Source organism: Cryobacterium sp. Hz7 (genome assembly GCF_004402815.1).
In the GTDB taxonomy this organism is placed as follows: Bacteria; Actinomycetota; Actinomycetes; order Actinomycetales; family Microbacteriaceae; genus Cryobacterium; species Cryobacterium sandaracinum.
The window spans coordinates 1-16,475 of record NZ_SOFB01000023.1 but is presented as its reverse complement, the minus strand read 5'-3'; the positions used below and the strand labels follow the sequence as shown (position 1 = coordinate 16,475).

Sequence of the window (16,475 nt, the reverse complement as noted above, 5' to 3'; positions counted from 1 at the left end):
GTCTATCCTGCCTCACGCAGCCGGCGCAGTCCCTCCCGGCGCAGGGCCTGCTCGGCCGGGTCCGGCACGGGCAAGGAGGCCAGGAGCCGCTGGGTGTAGGGATCCTTGGGTGCACCGAGAACCTCGGCGCTGGTGCCCTCCTCGACCAGTTTTCCTCGGTACAGCACCGCGATCCGGTCCGCGACGAGGTCGACGACAGCCAGGTCATGACTGATGAACAGCGCGGCAAAGCCGAACTCCCGCTGGAGTTCGGCGAACAGCTCCAGCACCCGCGCCTGCACGGAGACGTCGAGAGCGCTGGTGGGCTCGTCGGCGATCAGCAGTGGCGGCTCCAGGGCGAGCGCCCGCGCCAGGCTCGCGCGCTGGCGCTGGCCGCCGCTCAGCTCGTGCGGGTAACGGTCGCCGTAGGCACGCGGCAGCTGCACGGCCTCGAGGAGCTCGTTGACCCGCGGGCGAGCGTGGGCGGCGTTCTTCGCCCGACCGTGCACCACCAGCGGTTCAGCGACGCAGTCGGCGATGGTCAGCAGCGGGTTGAAACTCGACGCCGGGTCTTGGAAGACGAACCCGATGTCGCTGCGGAACTTCCGGAACGCACGCTCCTTGAACCCGTTCATCTCGTGGCCCATCACGGTCAGAGAGCCACCGGTCACCCGGGTCAGGCCGGCGATGGCCCGCCCGATCGTGGTCTTGCCAGAACCGCTCTCCCCCACCAGACCGAGAACCTCACCGGGCCGGATCAGGAAGCTCACGCCGTCGACGGCGGTGAAACCGGACCGGCCGAGCCGGCCGGGGTATTCGATTCGGAGCTGGTCGGCGACGACGACCGGCGCCTGCTGCTCCCAGCCGGCCGCGCGGGCCGTGGCACGGGCGGCGGCGTGCACGACCCCCTGGCCCACGTGAGGCACGGCGGCGAGCAGCTTCTTCGTGTAGTCGTTCTGCGGCGAGCGGAAGAGGGTTTGGGCATCCGCCTCTTCGACGACCTTGCCCTGGTACATCACCGCAACCCGGTCGGCGAGGTCTGCGACCACGCCCATGTTGTGGGTGATGAGCACGATCGCCGTGCCGAATTCATCGCGGCAGCGGCGCAGTAAGTCCAGGATCTCGGCCTGCACGGTCACGTCGAGCGCCGTGGTCGGCTCGTCGGCGACGATCAGGCCGGGGTCGAGCACCAGGGCCATGGCGATCACGACGCGCTGCTTCTGGCCACCGGAGAACTGGTGCGGGTAGTAGTCGACGCGGGTTTCCGCGTCGGGGATACCGACCCGCCCGAGGACCTCGATGGCCTTCTTGCGGGCTTCCTTGCGACTGAACTGGCCGTGCGCGCGGATGCCCTCCATGATTTGCCAACCCACCGTGAAGACGGGGTTCAGCGCGGTCGAGGGTTCTTGGAACACCATTGAGACGTCGGTGCCGCGAACCTGCCGCAGCTGGGCTGTGCTGAGCGCGATGACGTTGCTCTCGCTCGAGCCGTCCTTGCTGCTGAGGATGACGGCCCCGGAGGCGGTCGCCGTCTCCGGCAGCAGCCCGAGGATGGTCTTGGCGGTGACGGTCTTGCCGCTCCCGCTCTCGCCGACGATGGCCAGGACCTCGCCGGGAGCGACCCGCAGGGTGACGCCGTCAACGGCCCGAACGGCTCCGGCGTCGGTCGCGAACGAAATGCCCAGATCGGTGATGGTGAGCACGTCGGTCATGGTCGCTCCTCGAGTCCTTCGGTGTGATGGGTTGCGGCGCCTTCCAGTCCGTCGAGACCGCCGGGGCCGGCGACGAGGGTGCCACCGGGAACGACCGAGGTCTGCGCGACGATCCCGGCCGACTGGCCGACTGCGCGGCGTCCGCGCAGGCGGGGATCGGCCAGGTCGTTGAGGCTTTCGCCGACCAGCGTAATGCCGAGCACGACGAGCACGATGGCCAGGCCGGGGAACAGTGACGTCCACCAGATGCCGCTGGTGACGTCCGAGAGGGCCTTGTTGAGGTCGTAGCCCCACTCGGAGGCGGCCGTCGGTTCAATGCCGAACCCGAGAAAGCCGAGGCCCGCGAGGGTCAGGATGGCCTCCGACGAGTTCAGGGTGAAGATCAGCGGAAGGGTGCGGGTGGCATTGCGGAACACGTGCCGGAACATGATCCGGCCGCTGCCGGCACCCAGCACGCGTGCGGATTCCACGTAGGCCTCCGCCTTGATCCGCACCGTTTCGGCGCGGATCACTCGGAAGTACTGCGGGATGAAGACCACGGTGATCGAGATCGCCGCCGCCAGCACACCGCCGATCAGGTTGGACTTGCCCCCGGAGATGACGATCGACATCACGATGGCGAGAAGCAGCGATGGGAACGCGTAGACGGCGTCGGAGACGACCACCAGGATCCGGTCGAGCCAGCCGCCGAAATAGCCCGACACCAGTCCGAGGAACACCCCGGCGAAGATCGACAGTAGGACGGCCACAATGATCACGAACAGGGCGGTCTGGGCACCCCACAGCACCCGGGAGAGCACGTCGTAGCCGCTGACGGTGGTGCCCAGCGGATGCGCGCCCCCGGGCGGCTGCTGGGCTCCGAAGGCGCCGTCGGCGTCGCGCAGTTGGCTGAAGCCGTAGGGCGCGAGCACGGGGGCGAAAATGGCGGTCAGCACGAAGAGAGTGGTGATCACCAGGCCGGCGACCAGCATCCCGCGCTGGAGTCCGATGCTCTGCCTGAGCTGGTGCACGACGGGGAGGCGGGACCAGACGCTGCGCTTCTGCCGGGCGGAGATCACGGTGGCGTCACTCATCTCAGTACCTCACTCTCGGGTCGATCAGTGCGGCGATGATATCGACGACGAAGTTGGAGAGGGCGACGATCACGGCGAGCAGGGCGACGATCCCCTGCACGGCCACGAAGTCCCGGGCCTTGAGGAACTCGGAGAGCATGAAGCCCAGGCCCTTCCATTCGAAGGTGGTCTCGGTCAGCACGGCGCCGCCGAGCAGCAGGGCGATCTGGAGGCCGATCACGGTGATGATCGGGATCAGGGCCGGCCGGTAGGCGTGCTTCCGCACCAGGCGGAACTCGCTCACCCCACGCGAGCGAGCGGCGTCGACGTAATCGGTGCCGAGGGTTCCGATCACGTTGGTGCGCACGAGGCGGAGGAAGACCCCCGCAGTGAGCAGCCCGAGCGTCAGCGCGGGGAGCACGGCATGCTCGAGAACGTCCCCGAGCACGGTCGGGTCCCCGGTCAGGATGGCGTCGATCGTGTACAGGCCGGTCTGGTTCGGCAACAGCTGCATCTGCAGCTCGGAACCGGTCGAGGCCCGCCCGGAGACGGGAAGCACGTCGAGGTAGACGGCGAAGACGAGTTTGAACAACAGCCCGGAGAAGAACACCGGCGTGGCGTAGCAGAGGATCGCGAAAACCCGGAGGAAGGCGTCCGCGGATTTGTCCCGCCAATAGGCGGCGACCATGCCCAGGGGAATCCCGACGATGAACGCGACGACGAGGGCGTAGAAGACGAGCTCGAACGTGGCCAGCCCATAGGTGACCAGGATCTCGGAGACGGGACGGTTGGTGCTGATGGTCGTGCCGAAGTTGCCGGTGAACACCTGACCCAGGTACTCGATGTACTGCACGAAGATGGGCCGGTCGTAGCCGGCGGCCTGGATGCGCTCGGCCAGCTGTTCGGGCCCGAGACGCCCGCCGAGAGCGGCCGTGATCGGGTCACCGGTCGTGCGCATCAGCCAGAAGACCATGGACACGAGGATGAAGATGGTGGGAAAGATCAGCAGAAAGCGGATCAGGATGTACCGGCCGATCCCGCCGTCAGTTGCGGGACGTTTCTTGCGTCCCGTCGCGCGGGGCGACGGGGGGCGCGTGGTCACAGTGGTCATTCCTGCCTAACGATAGGACTGTGCGATTAGAACGTGACGGGGGCACCCAGCGCGCAAGCGGCTGGATGCCCCCGGGTTTCAAATTAGAAAATGCTAACCGGTTGACGAACTAACCTTTGACCAGTGCCGCGTAACGGAACTTGAACGACGCGTCGAGCGTGTCGCTGGTTCCGGTCACATCGGGGCCGGTGACGGCAACCTGGGCGCCCTGGAGCAGCGGCACGGTCGACAGCTGCGCGGCGACCTTGTCCTGGATCTCCTCGATCAGCTTCGTGCGCTCGGCGGGATCGGCGGTGACGGCCTGCTTCAGGATCAGGGCGTCGACCACCGTGTCGCTGTAGTGGTTCTTGAGGAAGCCGCCTTCGAGGAAGAACGGGGTCAGGTAGTTGTCGGCGTCAGAGTAGTCCGGGAACCAACCGAGCTGGTAGATGGGGTAGACATCCGTCGTGCGGTCCTTCGAGTACTGAACCCACTCGGTGGTCTGCAGGTCGACGGTGAAGAGGCCCGAGGCTTCCAGCTGGTCTTTGACCAGGGCGTACTCGTCGCCGGACGACGGGCCGTAGTGGTCGTTACTGTACTGGAGGTTGAGCTTTACCGGACCGGTCACGCCGGCGGCCTTGAGGGTTGCCGCGGCCTTGTCGACGTCGGGGGCACCCTCACCGTCGCCGTAGAGGCCCTTGAGGGACTCGGTGGCACCGGTCAGTCCGGCGGGAACGTAGGAGTACACCGGGGTGTACGTGCCCTTGTAGACCTGCTCGGCGATTTCGTCGCGGTCGACCAGGTCGGCCACGGCCTGGCGCACGGCAAGGGCCTTGGCCGGGTCGGCCTCGGCGGTCTTGGCGCCGAACGGCTGGGTGTCGAAGTTGAAGACGATGTAGCGGAGTTCGCCGCCGGGTCCGTCGACGACCTTGACCTTGTCGTTGCCGCGCAGGTCCTCGATGTCGGTGGCCGACAGGCTACGGAACGCCACGTCGATATCACCCTGCTGCACTTCGAGCTTCAGATTGGAGGCGTCGGCGTAGTACTTCACGTTGACGACGTCGGTCTTGGCCGCGCCCAGGAGACCCTCGTAGTCCGGGTTGGCCTTGTAGCCGACCAGGTTGTTGAAGTCGTAGCTGGTGATGACGTACTGGCCGGCGAACGCGTTGGCGTCGACGATGTCCTGGTCCGGCGTGAGCTTCGTGGCCGAGAAGGTGTCCTCGTCGACGATGGGGCCAGCCGGGCTGGACAGGATCTGCGGGAAGATCTGGTCGTCCGCCTGCTTGAGGGTGAAGACAACCGTGGTGTCATCGGGGGCCGCGACGCTGTCCAGGTTGTAGAGCAGCGAGGAGGGGCCGTTGTCGTCCGCGATCGCCAGCTGGCGGTCGAAGGTGAACTTGACGTCGGAGGAGGTGAGTTCGTTGCCGTTGGCCCACTTCAGACCGGGCTTGAGGGTGACCGTGTACTCGTTGGGGCTGGTGAACGCGGCGGCCGTGGCGATGTCGGGCTCGACGTCCGGACTGCCGTAGGGCGTGTTCATCAAGAATGGGAAGACCTGGTTCTGCACCGCGAACGAGCCGTTGTCGTAGGAACCGGCCGGGTCAAGCGACGTGATCTTGTCGGTCGTGCCGATCGTGATGGCTTCGCCACCCGAGCTGGTCTCGTCGTCGGTTCCGCCGGCGGAGCAGCCCGCCAGGGTCAACGCGGCGACCGCGACAACCGCGGCGGCACTGAGCCCTCTCGCGCGTGAAGTGGATGAGAATGCCATAGCCGTGAGCCTCTTCCTCTAGAAAACCGATGCCGGGCGCAGGAATCGTGCACGGCCAGCATTGCTGTAGGAAAAGAAGTAGCACAGAATGCGCGGTGTCCCGGCGCAATACGATGCATCTTTATCGAGCTGCAACCAAGGAGGAGCCGGGCGAGACGAGCCCGGTCTAATCCTCCCGGAGGTTGCGGCGCTCGGCCTCGACTCGCACCAGCTCCCGCTGGAGCGCCACATAGACGTCGCGATTGGTCGCATCCGCGCGCTGGAGCCGACCGAGCAGTTCGGCCTTCTGGCGAAGCAGGTCCCGGTCGATCAGGGCCACGGTGATGTCGCGCACGTAGCGGCCGATTTCGCGTTCGGACCGTTCGGGCAGGGAAGCCATCGCCAACTCCTTGACCAGGTTTTCCAGCGTGGCCGGGACCTCGGCGACGATGCGGTCGAGCCAGTCGACGGCGTCGTGGTGGGGCGCGGTGGCCGCGATGGCGTCGCGCACCACTGCCAGGGAGGTGTTCACGAAGTTCGTGGCCGCGGCGCGCTGGATCAGATCCACCCCGACGACGGTAGGGCGCTGCAGCATGGCCATCAGGCCGTCGCGTTCCAGCCGGGTGACGGGGTCGGTCGCCAGGTCGATCATGGAGAACGGCTGCTCCCGGGGCACCGGCTCGTTCTCCCCCGGCCGAGCTCCCGGAGTGGCCGTACTGGTGCTCCGGGAGCGCGACAGAGCGGCGGAGACGGCCTTGCCGACCTCGCCGAGCTCCATGCCGAGCATGCGCGCCAGCTCGTGCGTGTAACCGGGTCGCAGGGTCGGGTCACGGATGTCGCCGACGATCGGCGCCGCGGCGCGAAGCGCGGCGACGCGACCCTCCACCGTGTCGAGGTTGTATTGGCCGAGCAACTGCCGGATCATGAATTCAAACATGGGCTTTTTCGAGTCGATCAGTCGGCGCACGGCGTCATCGCCGCGGTGCAGTCGCAGGTCGCACGGGTCCAGTCCCTCGGGCGCGACGGCCACGTACGTCTGGGCGGAGAAACGCTGCTCCTCGCTGAATGCGCGCACGGCGGCCTTCTGGCCGGCGGCATCCGGATCGAACGTGAACACGACCTCGCCGACCCCGCTGTCGTCGCCGAGCACGCGACGCAGCACCTTGATGTGATCGACCCCGAAGGATGTGCCGCAGGTGGCGACCGCGGTCGTCACCCCGGCAAGGTGGCAGGCCATGACGTCGGTGTATCCCTCCACGACGACGACCTGGTGGCCTCGGGAAATGTCGCGTTTGGCGAGGTCAAGCCCGTAGAGCACCTGGGACTTGTGGTAGATCGGCGTTTCGGGGGTATTCAGATATTTGGGTCCCTTGTCGTCGTCGAGGAGCCGACGCGCCCCGAAGCCGATGGTCTGCCCGGTGATGTCCCGGATCGGCCAGACCAGGCGGCCGCGGAACCGGTCGTACACGCCGCGGTCGCCGCTGGAAACGAGACCGGACAGCGTGAGTTCCTCGGTGGAGAACCCCCTGGCGCGCAGGTGGTTGGTGAGCTCGTCCCAGCTTTTCGGGGCGAAGCCGACCCCGAACCGGGCGGCCGCGAGGGAGTCGAAGCCGCGTTCGCCGAGGAAGGTACGCCCGACCAGGGCGCCGGGGCTGCCGAGGCGTTCCACGAAGAAGTCGGCCGCGGCCTGGTTGGCGGCGTACAGGCGGGCCCGATTGGTGTGGTCGGGAGCCTCGCCGGCGCCGCCCTCGTAGTGCAACTCGATACCGACCCGGCCGGCGAGCCGTTCGACGGCCTCACTGAAACTGACGTGGTCCATTTTCTGCAGAAAGGAGTAGACGTCGCCGCTCTCGCCGCAACCGAAGCAGTGGTAGAAACCGACCTGTGGGCGCACGTGGAAGCTTGGGCTGCGCTCGTCGTGAAAGGGGCACAGCCCCTTCATCGATCCCACGCCGGCGGACTTGAGACTCACGTAGTCGCCGACGATGTCGGCGATGTTGGTGCGGGACTTGACCTCTTCGATGTCGTTTTGTCGAATCAGGCCTGCCATAGCTGAATGTTAGTCCTGCCCGTGTCGGTGTTCGGTGTAGTGGCGTCGTTCTGTGCGGTGCTGCCCGTGCTGTCCGTGCTGTTGATCGCGCGGGTCAGTGCTTTACCAGGCGTTCGTACCAGGCCAGCGCGGACTGGTCGGTAAGGCTGGCGACCTGGTCGACGACGACGCGTTTGCGGGCTGCGGCGTCGGCGGCTGCGTGCCAGTCCTCCCGGTATCCCGCGTCGAGGTGTTCGTCCCCCGTCGCGTGCAGCGTGCGCGCCAACAGGGTGAGCACCTGCCTCTGCTCCACATAGATGGGCTTGCGGGTCTGTCGCGTCATCACGAAGGTCGCCACGATGCCCTTGAGCACGGCGATCTCCGCCTCGACCTCCCGCGGCACGACCACGTGGGCGCCGAACCGAATCAGGTCGCCCCCCGGGTTGGCGTCGCGGGTGGCGCGCACGGCGGCACCGCTGAAGCGGCCGATCAGCTGGCTGGTCAAGTTCTTCAGCAGGCCTTGGTCGCGGCGGCTGCCCGACCAGGTCTCAAGCCAGGCGTTGAGCGAGTCCAGCCGGTCGAAGGCGTCGGCCAGGTCCTCCTCGGAGAGACCATCGCCGGTCCACTCGGTCATCGTGGCCAGAAGCGACTCGTGGTTGGTCCGGCTGCCGAGCTGGCCGACGTCGATGTAGCCGTTGACGACGGCGTCCTCGAAGTCGTGCACGGAATACGCGATGTCGTCGGAGAGGTCCATCACCTGCGCCTCGATGCAGCGCCGGCGCTCCGCGGCGCCGGCGCGCATCCACTCGAAGGCCTCCCTGTCGTCCGGGTAGAAGCCGTACTTGGCGCGGCCGCTCGGATCGGCGACCGACGAGTCGGCTGGCCAGGGGTATTTGCAGCTCGCGTCGAGGCTCGCCCGGGTGAGATTGAGCCCATAGCTGCGGCCGTGACGGCCGAAGACCTTGGGTTCGAGTCGGGTGAGCAGGCGGAGCGTCTGCGCGTTACCCTCGAAGCCGCCGATGTCTGCGGACCAGGTGTTGAGGGCCTTCTCGCCGTTGTGGCCGAAGGGCGGATGGCCGATGTCGTGCGCCAGGCAGGCGGTGTCGACGATGTCCGGGTCGAGGCCCAGCCGCAGAGCGAGTTCGCGCCCGACCTGGGCGACCTCGAGAGAATGGGTGAGTCGGTTGCGCGCGAAATCGAGACCGGCGGCCGGGCTCAGCACCTGGGTCTTCGCGGCCAACCGGCGCAGAGCGCTCGAGTGCAAAAGCCGGGCCCGGTCGCGAGCGAAATCGCTGCGCCTGGAGCCGTGCTCCTCAGGCAGCCAGCGTTCCTCGTCGTGCCTGCTGTATCCGGTCTCATTAGCCACCGCTTGTGTCCCCTTCACCTTCGGTCAGATTGGCGCGTTCCGCCGACACCAGCTCCTGGGAGTCGAGCCAGTGTTCAGGAAGTGAGGTTTTCTTCGGGCTGCCGGCCCGACCCCGGGGCCCCTCGGCGCCCTCGCCGGGGTAGTCCTGATCGCCGTCGAGGGTGCCCAGCAGATCGTCGAGCTGCGCGAGCGAGACGACCGAGGCCAGGCTCGCCCGCAGGTCGCCGCCGACCGGGTAGCCCTTGAAATACCAGGCCACATGCTTGCGGATGTCCCGGCAGGCTCGCTCCTCGCTCTCGAAGAATTCGGTCAAGAGCACCGCGTGGCGGCGGAAGGCGTCGGCGACCTGGCCCAGGTTGGGCTGGATCCTGGCAGCCGCCGCGCCGAACTCGCCGCCGCGGAAAGCCGCGGCGAGGTCACCAAACAGCCAGGGGCGGCCCAGGCAGCCACGCCCGACGACGACGCCGTCACAGCCGGTCTCCGCGACCATGCGCAGGGCGTCCTCGGCGGACCAGATGTCACCGTTGCCGAGCACGGGCACGCTGGTGACGGTTTTCTTGAGGGTCGCGATGGCGGACCAGTCGGCCTGGCCGGAGTAGTACTCGGCGGCCGTGCGGGCATGCAGGGCGATGGCCGCGACACCGGCGCCCTCGGCCGCCTTGCCGGCCTCCAGATAGGTCAGATGATCGGAGTCGATGCCCTTGCGCATCTTGACGGTAACCGGCACGTCACCGGCCGCGGTGACGGCACCCTCGACGATCTGACGGAAGAGCCCGAGCTTCCAGGGCAGGGCGGCGCCGCCGCCCTTGCGGGTGACCTTGGGAACCGGGCAGCCGAAGTTGAGGTCGATGTGGTCGGCCCGGTCCTCGGCCACAAGCAGGGTGACCGCCTCGGCGACGGTCTTCGGGTCCACGCCGTACAGCTGGATTGAGCGGGTCTTTTCGCTCTCGTGATGGTTGATCAGTCGCATCGACTCCGGCGTGCGTTCGACCAGCGCACGGGAGGTTATCATCTCGCTGACATAGAGGCCTGCGCCGTATTCACGGCACAGACGACGAAACGCCGTGTTGGTAATCCCTGCCATGGGCGCGAGAACGACGGGCACGTCGAGCGTGAGCGGGCCGATCGTGAGGTTCGCCGGGCTGGTCTGGGTTACGGAAGTCATCCGTTCAATTCTCCCCCACGCCGGAACGCCTACCTGACGCCCCGGCTAGACGCCGCAGGAGCCGCCGCCGCAGCATCCGCCGGCCGCGGCTTGGCCGAGAAGTTCGATCGTGGGAACGGACGCGGCCTCGGCGGGGGCGACCGGGGCGGTGGTATCTGGTGCGTCGCTCATTTGTTTTTCTCCTCGGATTTTTCGGTGTGCGCCTGGCGGAGGGCCTGGGCGAAGGTGTCGGGGTCCTGGGCGCCGGAGATCCCGTATTTGCCGTCGATGACGAAGAAGGGCACCCCCTGGATGCCGTAGGCGTTGGCCTGAGCGACGTCGGCCTTGACATCCGCGAGGAAGTCGTGGGCGGTCAGGGCGCGGATGACGTCGTCACGGTCCAGGCCGATTTCGGCGGCGAGGTCTGCGAGGTCGGCGATCCGGCCGACGTGGCGGCCGTCGACGAAGTAGGCCTTGAGCAGTCGTTCTTTCATGTCGAGCTGGCGGCCGTGCGCCTTCGCGTAGTGCAGCAGCTCGTGCGAGATGACAGTGTTGGTCTGATGCACGGAGTCGTAGTCGTAGTGCAGCCCGACGCTCTCGGCAATGCCGGTGACGCGCTCGAGCATCTGCTCGACCTCGGCGACCGGCAGGCCCTTGCGCTGACTGAGATAGTCGACGGGGCTGCCATCGAAGTCGACCGGGGTATCCGGGGCGAGTTCAAAGCTGTGATACTCAACCTCGACGTTCCCGTCGAACAGGGCCGCCCCGGCCTCGAACTTGCGCTTTCCGATGTAGCACCAGGGGCACTGAACGTCGGACCAGATGTCTACTTTGATGGCTTCACTCACTGTGAGGTCAACCGATGGAGCCCCACGTTGTATTCCCGGCCTAGACGGTCGGCGCGTCCACGGCGCCGCCGTAGCGGCGGTTACGGGCCGCGTAGAGCTCGATCGCCCGCCACAGGTCCCCCCGGCCGAAGTCCGGCCAGAGGGTGTCCAAAAACACCATCTCCGCGTAGGCGCTCTGCCAGAGCAGAAAGTTGCTGGTGCGCTGCTCCCCCGAACTGCGCACGAACAGGTCCACGTCGGGGAGGTCCGCGGTGTACAGGTACCGCTGGATCGACTTCTCGGTGATCCCGGCGGGCTTCAACCTGCCTGCGGCCACGTCCTCAGCCAAGGCGCGCACGGCATCCGCGATCTCGGTGCGCCCGCCGTAGTTCACGCACATGGTGAGGGTGAGCACGTCGTTCCCGGTGGTCAGCCGTTCGGCGAACTGCAGTTCCTTGATGACGGATGCCCACAGCCGGGGCTTGCGTCCGGCCCACCGCACGCGCACCCCCCATTCGTTGAGCTGATCGCGCCGGCGGTGCAGGACGTCCCGGTTGAATCCCATCAGGAAGCGAACCTCGTCGGGTGACCGCTTCCAGTTCTCGGTGGAGAACGCGTAGACGCTCAGGTGTTTGACGCCGATCTGGATGGCCCCGGCGACGACGTCGAGAAGCGCGGCCTCCCCCGCCTTGTGGCCTTCCACCCGAGGCAGCCCGCGCGCGTTCGCCCACCGGCCGTTGCCGTCCATCACGACCGCCACGTGCTCGGGAACGGCCTGCTTCGGCAGGGCGGGCGGGTACAGGCCCGTCCAGTCCAAGGGTTTGAACGGCACCGCATCCTTGTGGGTCAGGGGCTTCTGGCCGAAAGGATTGAGGAAGGGCGCAGGGGTCATCGACTCACGTGTTCCAACGATCGAAGGCCGCGCCCGAGGTGCCACTGCGTGTAGGCGGCGACAACCCCGGTGGCCTGGGCTCTGGTCTGGGGAGGGGTGGATTTGGTGTGCTCCCAGTCGCCGGTCAGGAGGGAGCCGAGCAGGGTGATGGTGGCCGGATCGAGCCTCGGCGAACCAGGGGCTGCGCAATCGTCGCAGACGATCCCGCCAGCCTGCACAACCATCGCTGAGTGGGCTCCCCGGGCTCCGCACCGGGCGCAGTCCTGGAAACTGGGTGCCCAGCCGGCCATCGACAGTGCTCGGAGCAGATAGGAGTCGAGGGTGAGGCCGGCGCCGTGCTCACGGCGGGAGAGCGACCGGAGGGCACCCACGAGCAGCAGGTACTGTTGCAGCGAACCCTCCGCCTCGGTGAGCTTGTCGGCGGTTTCGACCATGGCGCTGGCCACCGTGTAGCTCGGGTAGTCGGCCGTGATCAGGGCTCCGTAAGAAGCGATGGACTCCGCCTGCGTGATGACGTCGAGGCTCCGCCCCTCCCAAAGCTGCACGTCGGCGACCATGAACGGTTCGAGCCGGGCCCCGAATTTCGACGCGGTGCGGCGCACACCCTTGGCCACCGCGCGCACCTTCCCGTGCTGGCGCGTGAGCATGGTGACGATGCGGTCGGCTTCGCCCAGTTTCTGGGTGCGCAGCACGACGACATCATCACGGTAGACAGGCACCCCTGAATTCTCCCACCTGGCGGGAGCGCGGGGTCGTCAAGCGCGCCGATACCCACCGTTTCAGTGGTTTCATTAGGGGTGCCCTCCACCTCATTCTTCATCCCGCTCTGGCTCGACCTCACGGCCGTGGCCATCGGAGCCGTGCAGGGCGCCATGTTCGCCGGCCGCTTCACCGACCGCCGCTTCGACCTGCTCGGCATCGCGCTGATCGGCGTCACCGTGGGGCTCGGCGGCGGTTTGCTCCGCGATATCCTGCTGGGCGGCGTGCCGGCCGCGCTGCAGAGTAACTGGTACCTGCCGGTGTGCGCGGGGGCGGCTCTGCTCGGCATGCTGCTGCAGAGCCTGTTCAACCGGCTCGGCCCGTTCATCATCGCCCTCGACGCCGTGACCATCGGGCTGTTCGGCGCCCTCGGCACGAGCAAGGCACTCGCCGCCGGCCTGCCGGAGATCCCCGCCCTGTTCGTCGGGGTCGTCACGGCGGTGGGTGGGTCGGCCCTGCGGGACATGATGCTGAACGTGCCGATCGCCGTGATGCACGTCGGCTCGTTCTACGCCGTCGCGGCCGGGGTCGGCAGCGGCCTGCTCGTGGTGCTCTTCATGCTGCAGGTGCCCATCACCATCGCCGGGATCGCCTGCGTCGTGGTGACGACGGTCATCCGGATCCTCGCTGCGCGGTACGGCTGGAGCCTTCCGCAGCAGCGCGCGATCGGCAGTTGGCCCCGGTGGCGGCGCGACAATATCGTCGCCTTCCGGCGGCGCAGGAACCGCGGCGCCTGAGGCCCCGAACGGGCCCGAAACTGGTCCACAAACGACGGATTCCGCTCTCGCCTTTCATTGCGTCCCGGGTCAGACTGGTAAGAAGATCTCACGTCGTTTGGAGGAACCTCATGAACATGATGAAGGGCAACGTGCCCGATTCGATGCCGGATTTGATGCCGGTCCTGTCCCGAGGCAAGCACAGAAACCCACGTTCCGGCGCCTGTTTCATGGAGTTCGCCTCCTATCTCGCCGGAGTGGCCTGGAGTGACCACCCTGCCTGCACTCATCCGTTACTCGCCTCCGTCGCTCGGATGGTGAACGACTGCACGTCGGACACCGCCCGGGCCCGGCTGGTCCCGCTGATCCCGTCGGTGATCGGTCTGCGCGGGGACAACGCACGGGTGCGCCTGCTGATCGCTCTGCGGGCGGCCACATCCGCGCTCCCGGTCACAAGTGCAGACCACCAACGGGCCCTTGCCGTGGGGATCCTCAACTGCGAACGGTACCTGACCGAGGCCAACGGCACCATTCCCGACGACGTCGCCCTGCGCATCCGCAATTCGTTTGACGCGGCACCGGCGACCGAACGGTGGGCGCGAGACTTCATCGCCTCGATGGGATCCTGGTCTCGGAGCAAGTTCACGGACCGCACGGCGGAGACCATCATCCGGGTGTCCGTGCAGGGCATCGCGGAAGCGTGCGTTCCCGACCCGGACGGCCAGCTCTACGACCTGCTCGCCGGCGCGATCGACGACTGCACGATGGTGCTGACCCCTGCGCCCAAGGCACGACCGGCCAGGGCGACTGCCGACCCGATTCACGTCGCTCCGACGCACCGGGCGAAGACGAAGGACACGGCGCGGGTCTAGAGCCGGACTGACAGCACGCAGCCGAGAACCACCGCTCCAGCCGAGCGCCTCCCCCGGGGAAGGCACTCGGCCGGGCTGACGATTTTCTGCTCACGCGCCGACTGAGTTCACGCGCCGAATGAGTTCACGTGCCGGCTGAGGCTACCCGGGGTCAGGTGGTCGCGTCCGCCAGAGACCGCTTGCCGGCCTCGGCGCGGATGCCGCGGTTGACCGCCGACACCACCGACTTGAGCGAGGCGGTCGAGATGTCCGCGTCGATGCCGACGCCCCAGAACCGCGTGCCGTTGACGTCGAGTTCGACGTAGGCCGCGGCGAGGGCGTCGCCGCCTGCCGACATGGCGTGCTCGACGAAGTCGTAGAGGGTGATGGCGATGCCGCGTTCGGCCATCACGCCGAGGAACGCCGCGATCGGGCCGTTGCCCGCGCCGACCGCGCTGGACACGGTCGTGTCGTCGCGCAGGTCAACGGACAGTTCGACCGAACCGGAAAGGTCGCTCGAGGTGCGCGTGGCGTGCAGCTCGAACCGACCCCACTTGGCGTCGGGCGTGGTGTGGCTGGCCGGCAGGTACTCGTCGTTGAAGATCTCCCAGATCTGCTCACTGGTGACCTCGCCGCCCTCTTGGTCGGTCTTGGACTGCACGACGCCGGAGAATTCGATCTGCAGCTTGCGCGGCAGGTCCAGGGCGTGGTCGGTCTTGAGCAGGTAGGCCACGCCGCCCTTGCCGGACTGGGAGTTGACCCGGATCACGGCTTCGTAGCTGCGTCCGAGGTCCTTCGGGTCGATCGGCAGGTACGGGACCGCCCAGAGCAGGTCGTCGACGCCGCAGTCCTGCGTGGCGGCATCCACTGCCATGGCCTCGAAGCCCTTCTTGATGGCGTCCTGGTGCGAGCCGCTGAACGCGGTGAAGACCAGGTCGCCGGCCCAGGGGCTGCGCTCGGGCACAGGCAGCTGGTTGCAGTACTCCGCGGTGCGCTTGACCTCGTCGATGTTGCTGAAGTCGATCTGCGGGTCGATGCCCTGGGTGAACAGGTTGACGCCCAACGCCACCAGGTCGACGTTGCCCGTGCGCTCCCCGTTGCCGAACAGGCAGCCTTCGATGCGGTCGGCCCCGGCCAGGTAGCCCAATTCCGCGGCCGCGATGGCTGTGCCGCGGTCGTTGTGCGGGTGCAGGGAGATGAGCACGTTCTCGCGGTGGGCGAGGTGGCGGGACATCCACTCGATGGAGTCGGCGTAGACGTTGGGTGTGGCCATCTCGACGGTCGCGGGCAAGTTGATGATGACCTTGCGCTCCGGCGTGGGCTCGAGGACCTCCAGCACCTGGTTGCAGACGTCGACGGCGAATCCCAGCTCGGTACCGGTGTAGCTCTCCGGGGAGTACTCGTAGTAGACCGTGGTGCCGGGGACGGATGCCTCGGCGGCGCGGCAGAGACGCGCGCCGGCCAACGCGATGTCGATGATGCCCTGCTTGTCTTCGCGGAACACGACCTTGCGCTGCAGCACGCTGGTGGAATTGTAGAGGTGGACGATGGCCTGCCTGGCGCCCGCGATCGACTCGTAGGTGCGCCGGATCAGGTGCTCGCGCGCCTGGGTGAGCACCTGGATGGTCACGTCGTCTGGAATGGCATTTCCGTCGATCAGGCTGCGCACGAAGTCGAAGTCGGTCTGGCTGGCCGACGGGAAGCCGACCTCGATCTCCTTGTAGCCCATCCGCACGAGCATGTCGAACATGATGCGCTTGCGCTCGGGGCTCATCGGATCGATCAGCGCCTGGTTGCCATCCCGCAGGTCGACGGCGCACCAGCGCGGGGCCGCGGTGATGTGCTTGTCCGGCCAGGTGCGGTCGGGCAGCTTGATCGTGAACTGCTCCTGATACGGGCGGTACTTGTGAATCGGCATCTGGGATGCGGTCTGATTGTTTTTCATGATCTGGGATCTCCTCGCGAATGGTGGGTAGCCAACGACGAACTCCGCGACGAGGGAGGCCTCAGATTAGGACTCGTCGCGGCAGCGAAGAAGCAGCTCACCGAAAAACATAAGTGCAGGCTACCACCCTCGGCAGCACCCTCGGCAGCGGATCGGGTCACGCCACCCGATCGCATCCGGCGTTGCACGAATTCGACGGAGAATTTCGGGAAATGGCCGGTTTTCCGGCTGTCCGTGGCCGATACAGGCAAAATCTCGGCTCTCCTGCTGCTTCTGTGGGTTAATCCCGGCCGGGGAGCACTGGTTTGTGGCCGCCGAGGCTGAGCATGGCGAGGGCGATGAGGGCGTCGGGTGATTTGAAGCCGA

General features: G+C 67.1%; 14 protein-coding genes. 2 read left to right on the top strand and 12 right to left on the bottom strand.

All coding sequences use genetic code 11. From position 1 onward, the window contains the following. Nucleotides 1-2: 2 nt before the first annotated feature. From E3N86_RS05400 to recO, 11 genes are all read right to left on the bottom strand, one after another. Complete coding sequence (locus E3N86_RS05400; protein ID WP_134375008.1) at nucleotides 3-1,691, bottom strand: ABC transporter ATP-binding protein; 1,689 nt, start codon at nucleotides 1,689-1,691, stop codon at nucleotides 3-5. Next, entirely contained in the window at nucleotides 1,688-2,764 is a 1,077-nt protein-coding gene (locus E3N86_RS05395; protein WP_134375010.1) for an ABC transporter permease, read from the bottom strand. Before E3N86_RS05395 ends, E3N86_RS05400 begins: the two co-directional genes overlap by 4 nt. A gap of 1 nt (nucleotide 2,765) precedes the next feature. Next, nucleotides 2,766-3,854, bottom strand: a complete 1,089-nt coding sequence (locus tag E3N86_RS05390; protein ID WP_104099982.1) for an ABC transporter permease — start codon at nucleotides 3,852-3,854, stop codon at nucleotides 2,766-2,768. Between the two features lie 109 nt (nucleotides 3,855-3,963). Beyond that, entirely contained in the window at nucleotides 3,964-5,601 is a 1,638-nt protein-coding gene (locus E3N86_RS05385) for an ABC transporter substrate-binding protein (RefSeq protein ID WP_134343379.1), read from the bottom strand. A gap of 166 nt (nucleotides 5,602-5,767) precedes the next feature. Further along, nucleotides 5,768-7,630, bottom strand: coding sequence for a DNA primase (gene dnaG / locus E3N86_RS05380; protein ID WP_134375012.1), 1,863 nt, complete (start codon nucleotides 7,628-7,630; stop codon nucleotides 5,768-5,770). A 94-nt stretch (nucleotides 7,631-7,724) separates the two neighbouring features. Then, complete coding sequence (locus tag E3N86_RS05375; protein ID WP_174842998.1) at nucleotides 7,725-8,975, bottom strand: deoxyguanosinetriphosphate triphosphohydrolase; 1,251 nt, start codon at nucleotides 8,973-8,975, stop codon at nucleotides 7,725-7,727. After that, entirely contained in the window at nucleotides 8,968-10,140 is a 1,173-nt protein-coding gene (gene dusB / locus E3N86_RS05370) for a tRNA dihydrouridine synthase DusB (RefSeq protein ID WP_104099986.1), read from the bottom strand. The genes E3N86_RS05375 and dusB overlap by 8 nt, the downstream gene beginning before the upstream one ends. 45 nt (nucleotides 10,141-10,185) lie before the next feature. After that, nucleotides 10,186-10,311, bottom strand: a complete 126-nt coding sequence (locus E3N86_RS17610; RefSeq protein WP_255409015.1) for a hypothetical protein — start codon at nucleotides 10,309-10,311, stop codon at nucleotides 10,186-10,188. Then, nucleotides 10,308-10,967 carry a DsbA family protein gene (locus tag E3N86_RS05365; protein ID WP_134343376.1) on the bottom strand — a complete coding sequence of 220 codons (660 nt, stop codon included), beginning with the start codon at nucleotides 10,965-10,967 and terminating at the stop codon, nucleotides 10,308-10,310. Before E3N86_RS05365 ends, E3N86_RS17610 begins: the two co-directional genes overlap by 4 nt. A gap of 40 nt (nucleotides 10,968-11,007) precedes the next feature. Further along, nucleotides 11,008-11,838: an isoprenyl transferase gene (locus tag E3N86_RS05360; RefSeq protein ID WP_104194227.1), complete on the bottom strand. Its 831-nt coding sequence runs from the start codon at nucleotides 11,836-11,838 to the stop codon at nucleotides 11,008-11,010. Then, entirely contained in the window at nucleotides 11,835-12,557 is a 723-nt protein-coding gene (gene recO / locus E3N86_RS05355) for a DNA repair protein RecO (RefSeq protein ID WP_134511520.1), read from the bottom strand. Before recO ends, E3N86_RS05360 begins: the two co-directional genes overlap by 4 nt. 78 nt (nucleotides 12,558-12,635) lie before the next feature. On the opposite strand from recO, the gene E3N86_RS05350 reads away from it, so the two are divergent. Next, nucleotides 12,636-13,334: a trimeric intracellular cation channel family protein gene (locus tag E3N86_RS05350; protein ID WP_241980904.1), complete on the top strand. Its 699-nt coding sequence runs from the start codon at nucleotides 12,636-12,638 to the stop codon at nucleotides 13,332-13,334. Between the two features lie 110 nt (nucleotides 13,335-13,444). After that, nucleotides 13,445-14,185: a hypothetical protein gene (locus E3N86_RS05345; protein WP_174842997.1), complete on the top strand. Its 741-nt coding sequence runs from the start codon at nucleotides 13,445-13,447 to the stop codon at nucleotides 14,183-14,185. Nucleotides 14,186-14,336: 151 nt separating this feature from the next. Here the strand turns inward: E3N86_RS05345 and leuA are convergent, their stop codons facing one another. Then, entirely contained in the window at nucleotides 14,337-16,109 is a 1,773-nt protein-coding gene (leuA, locus tag E3N86_RS05340; protein WP_134511519.1) for a 2-isopropylmalate synthase, read from the bottom strand. Nucleotides 16,110-16,475 lie beyond the last annotated feature (366 nt).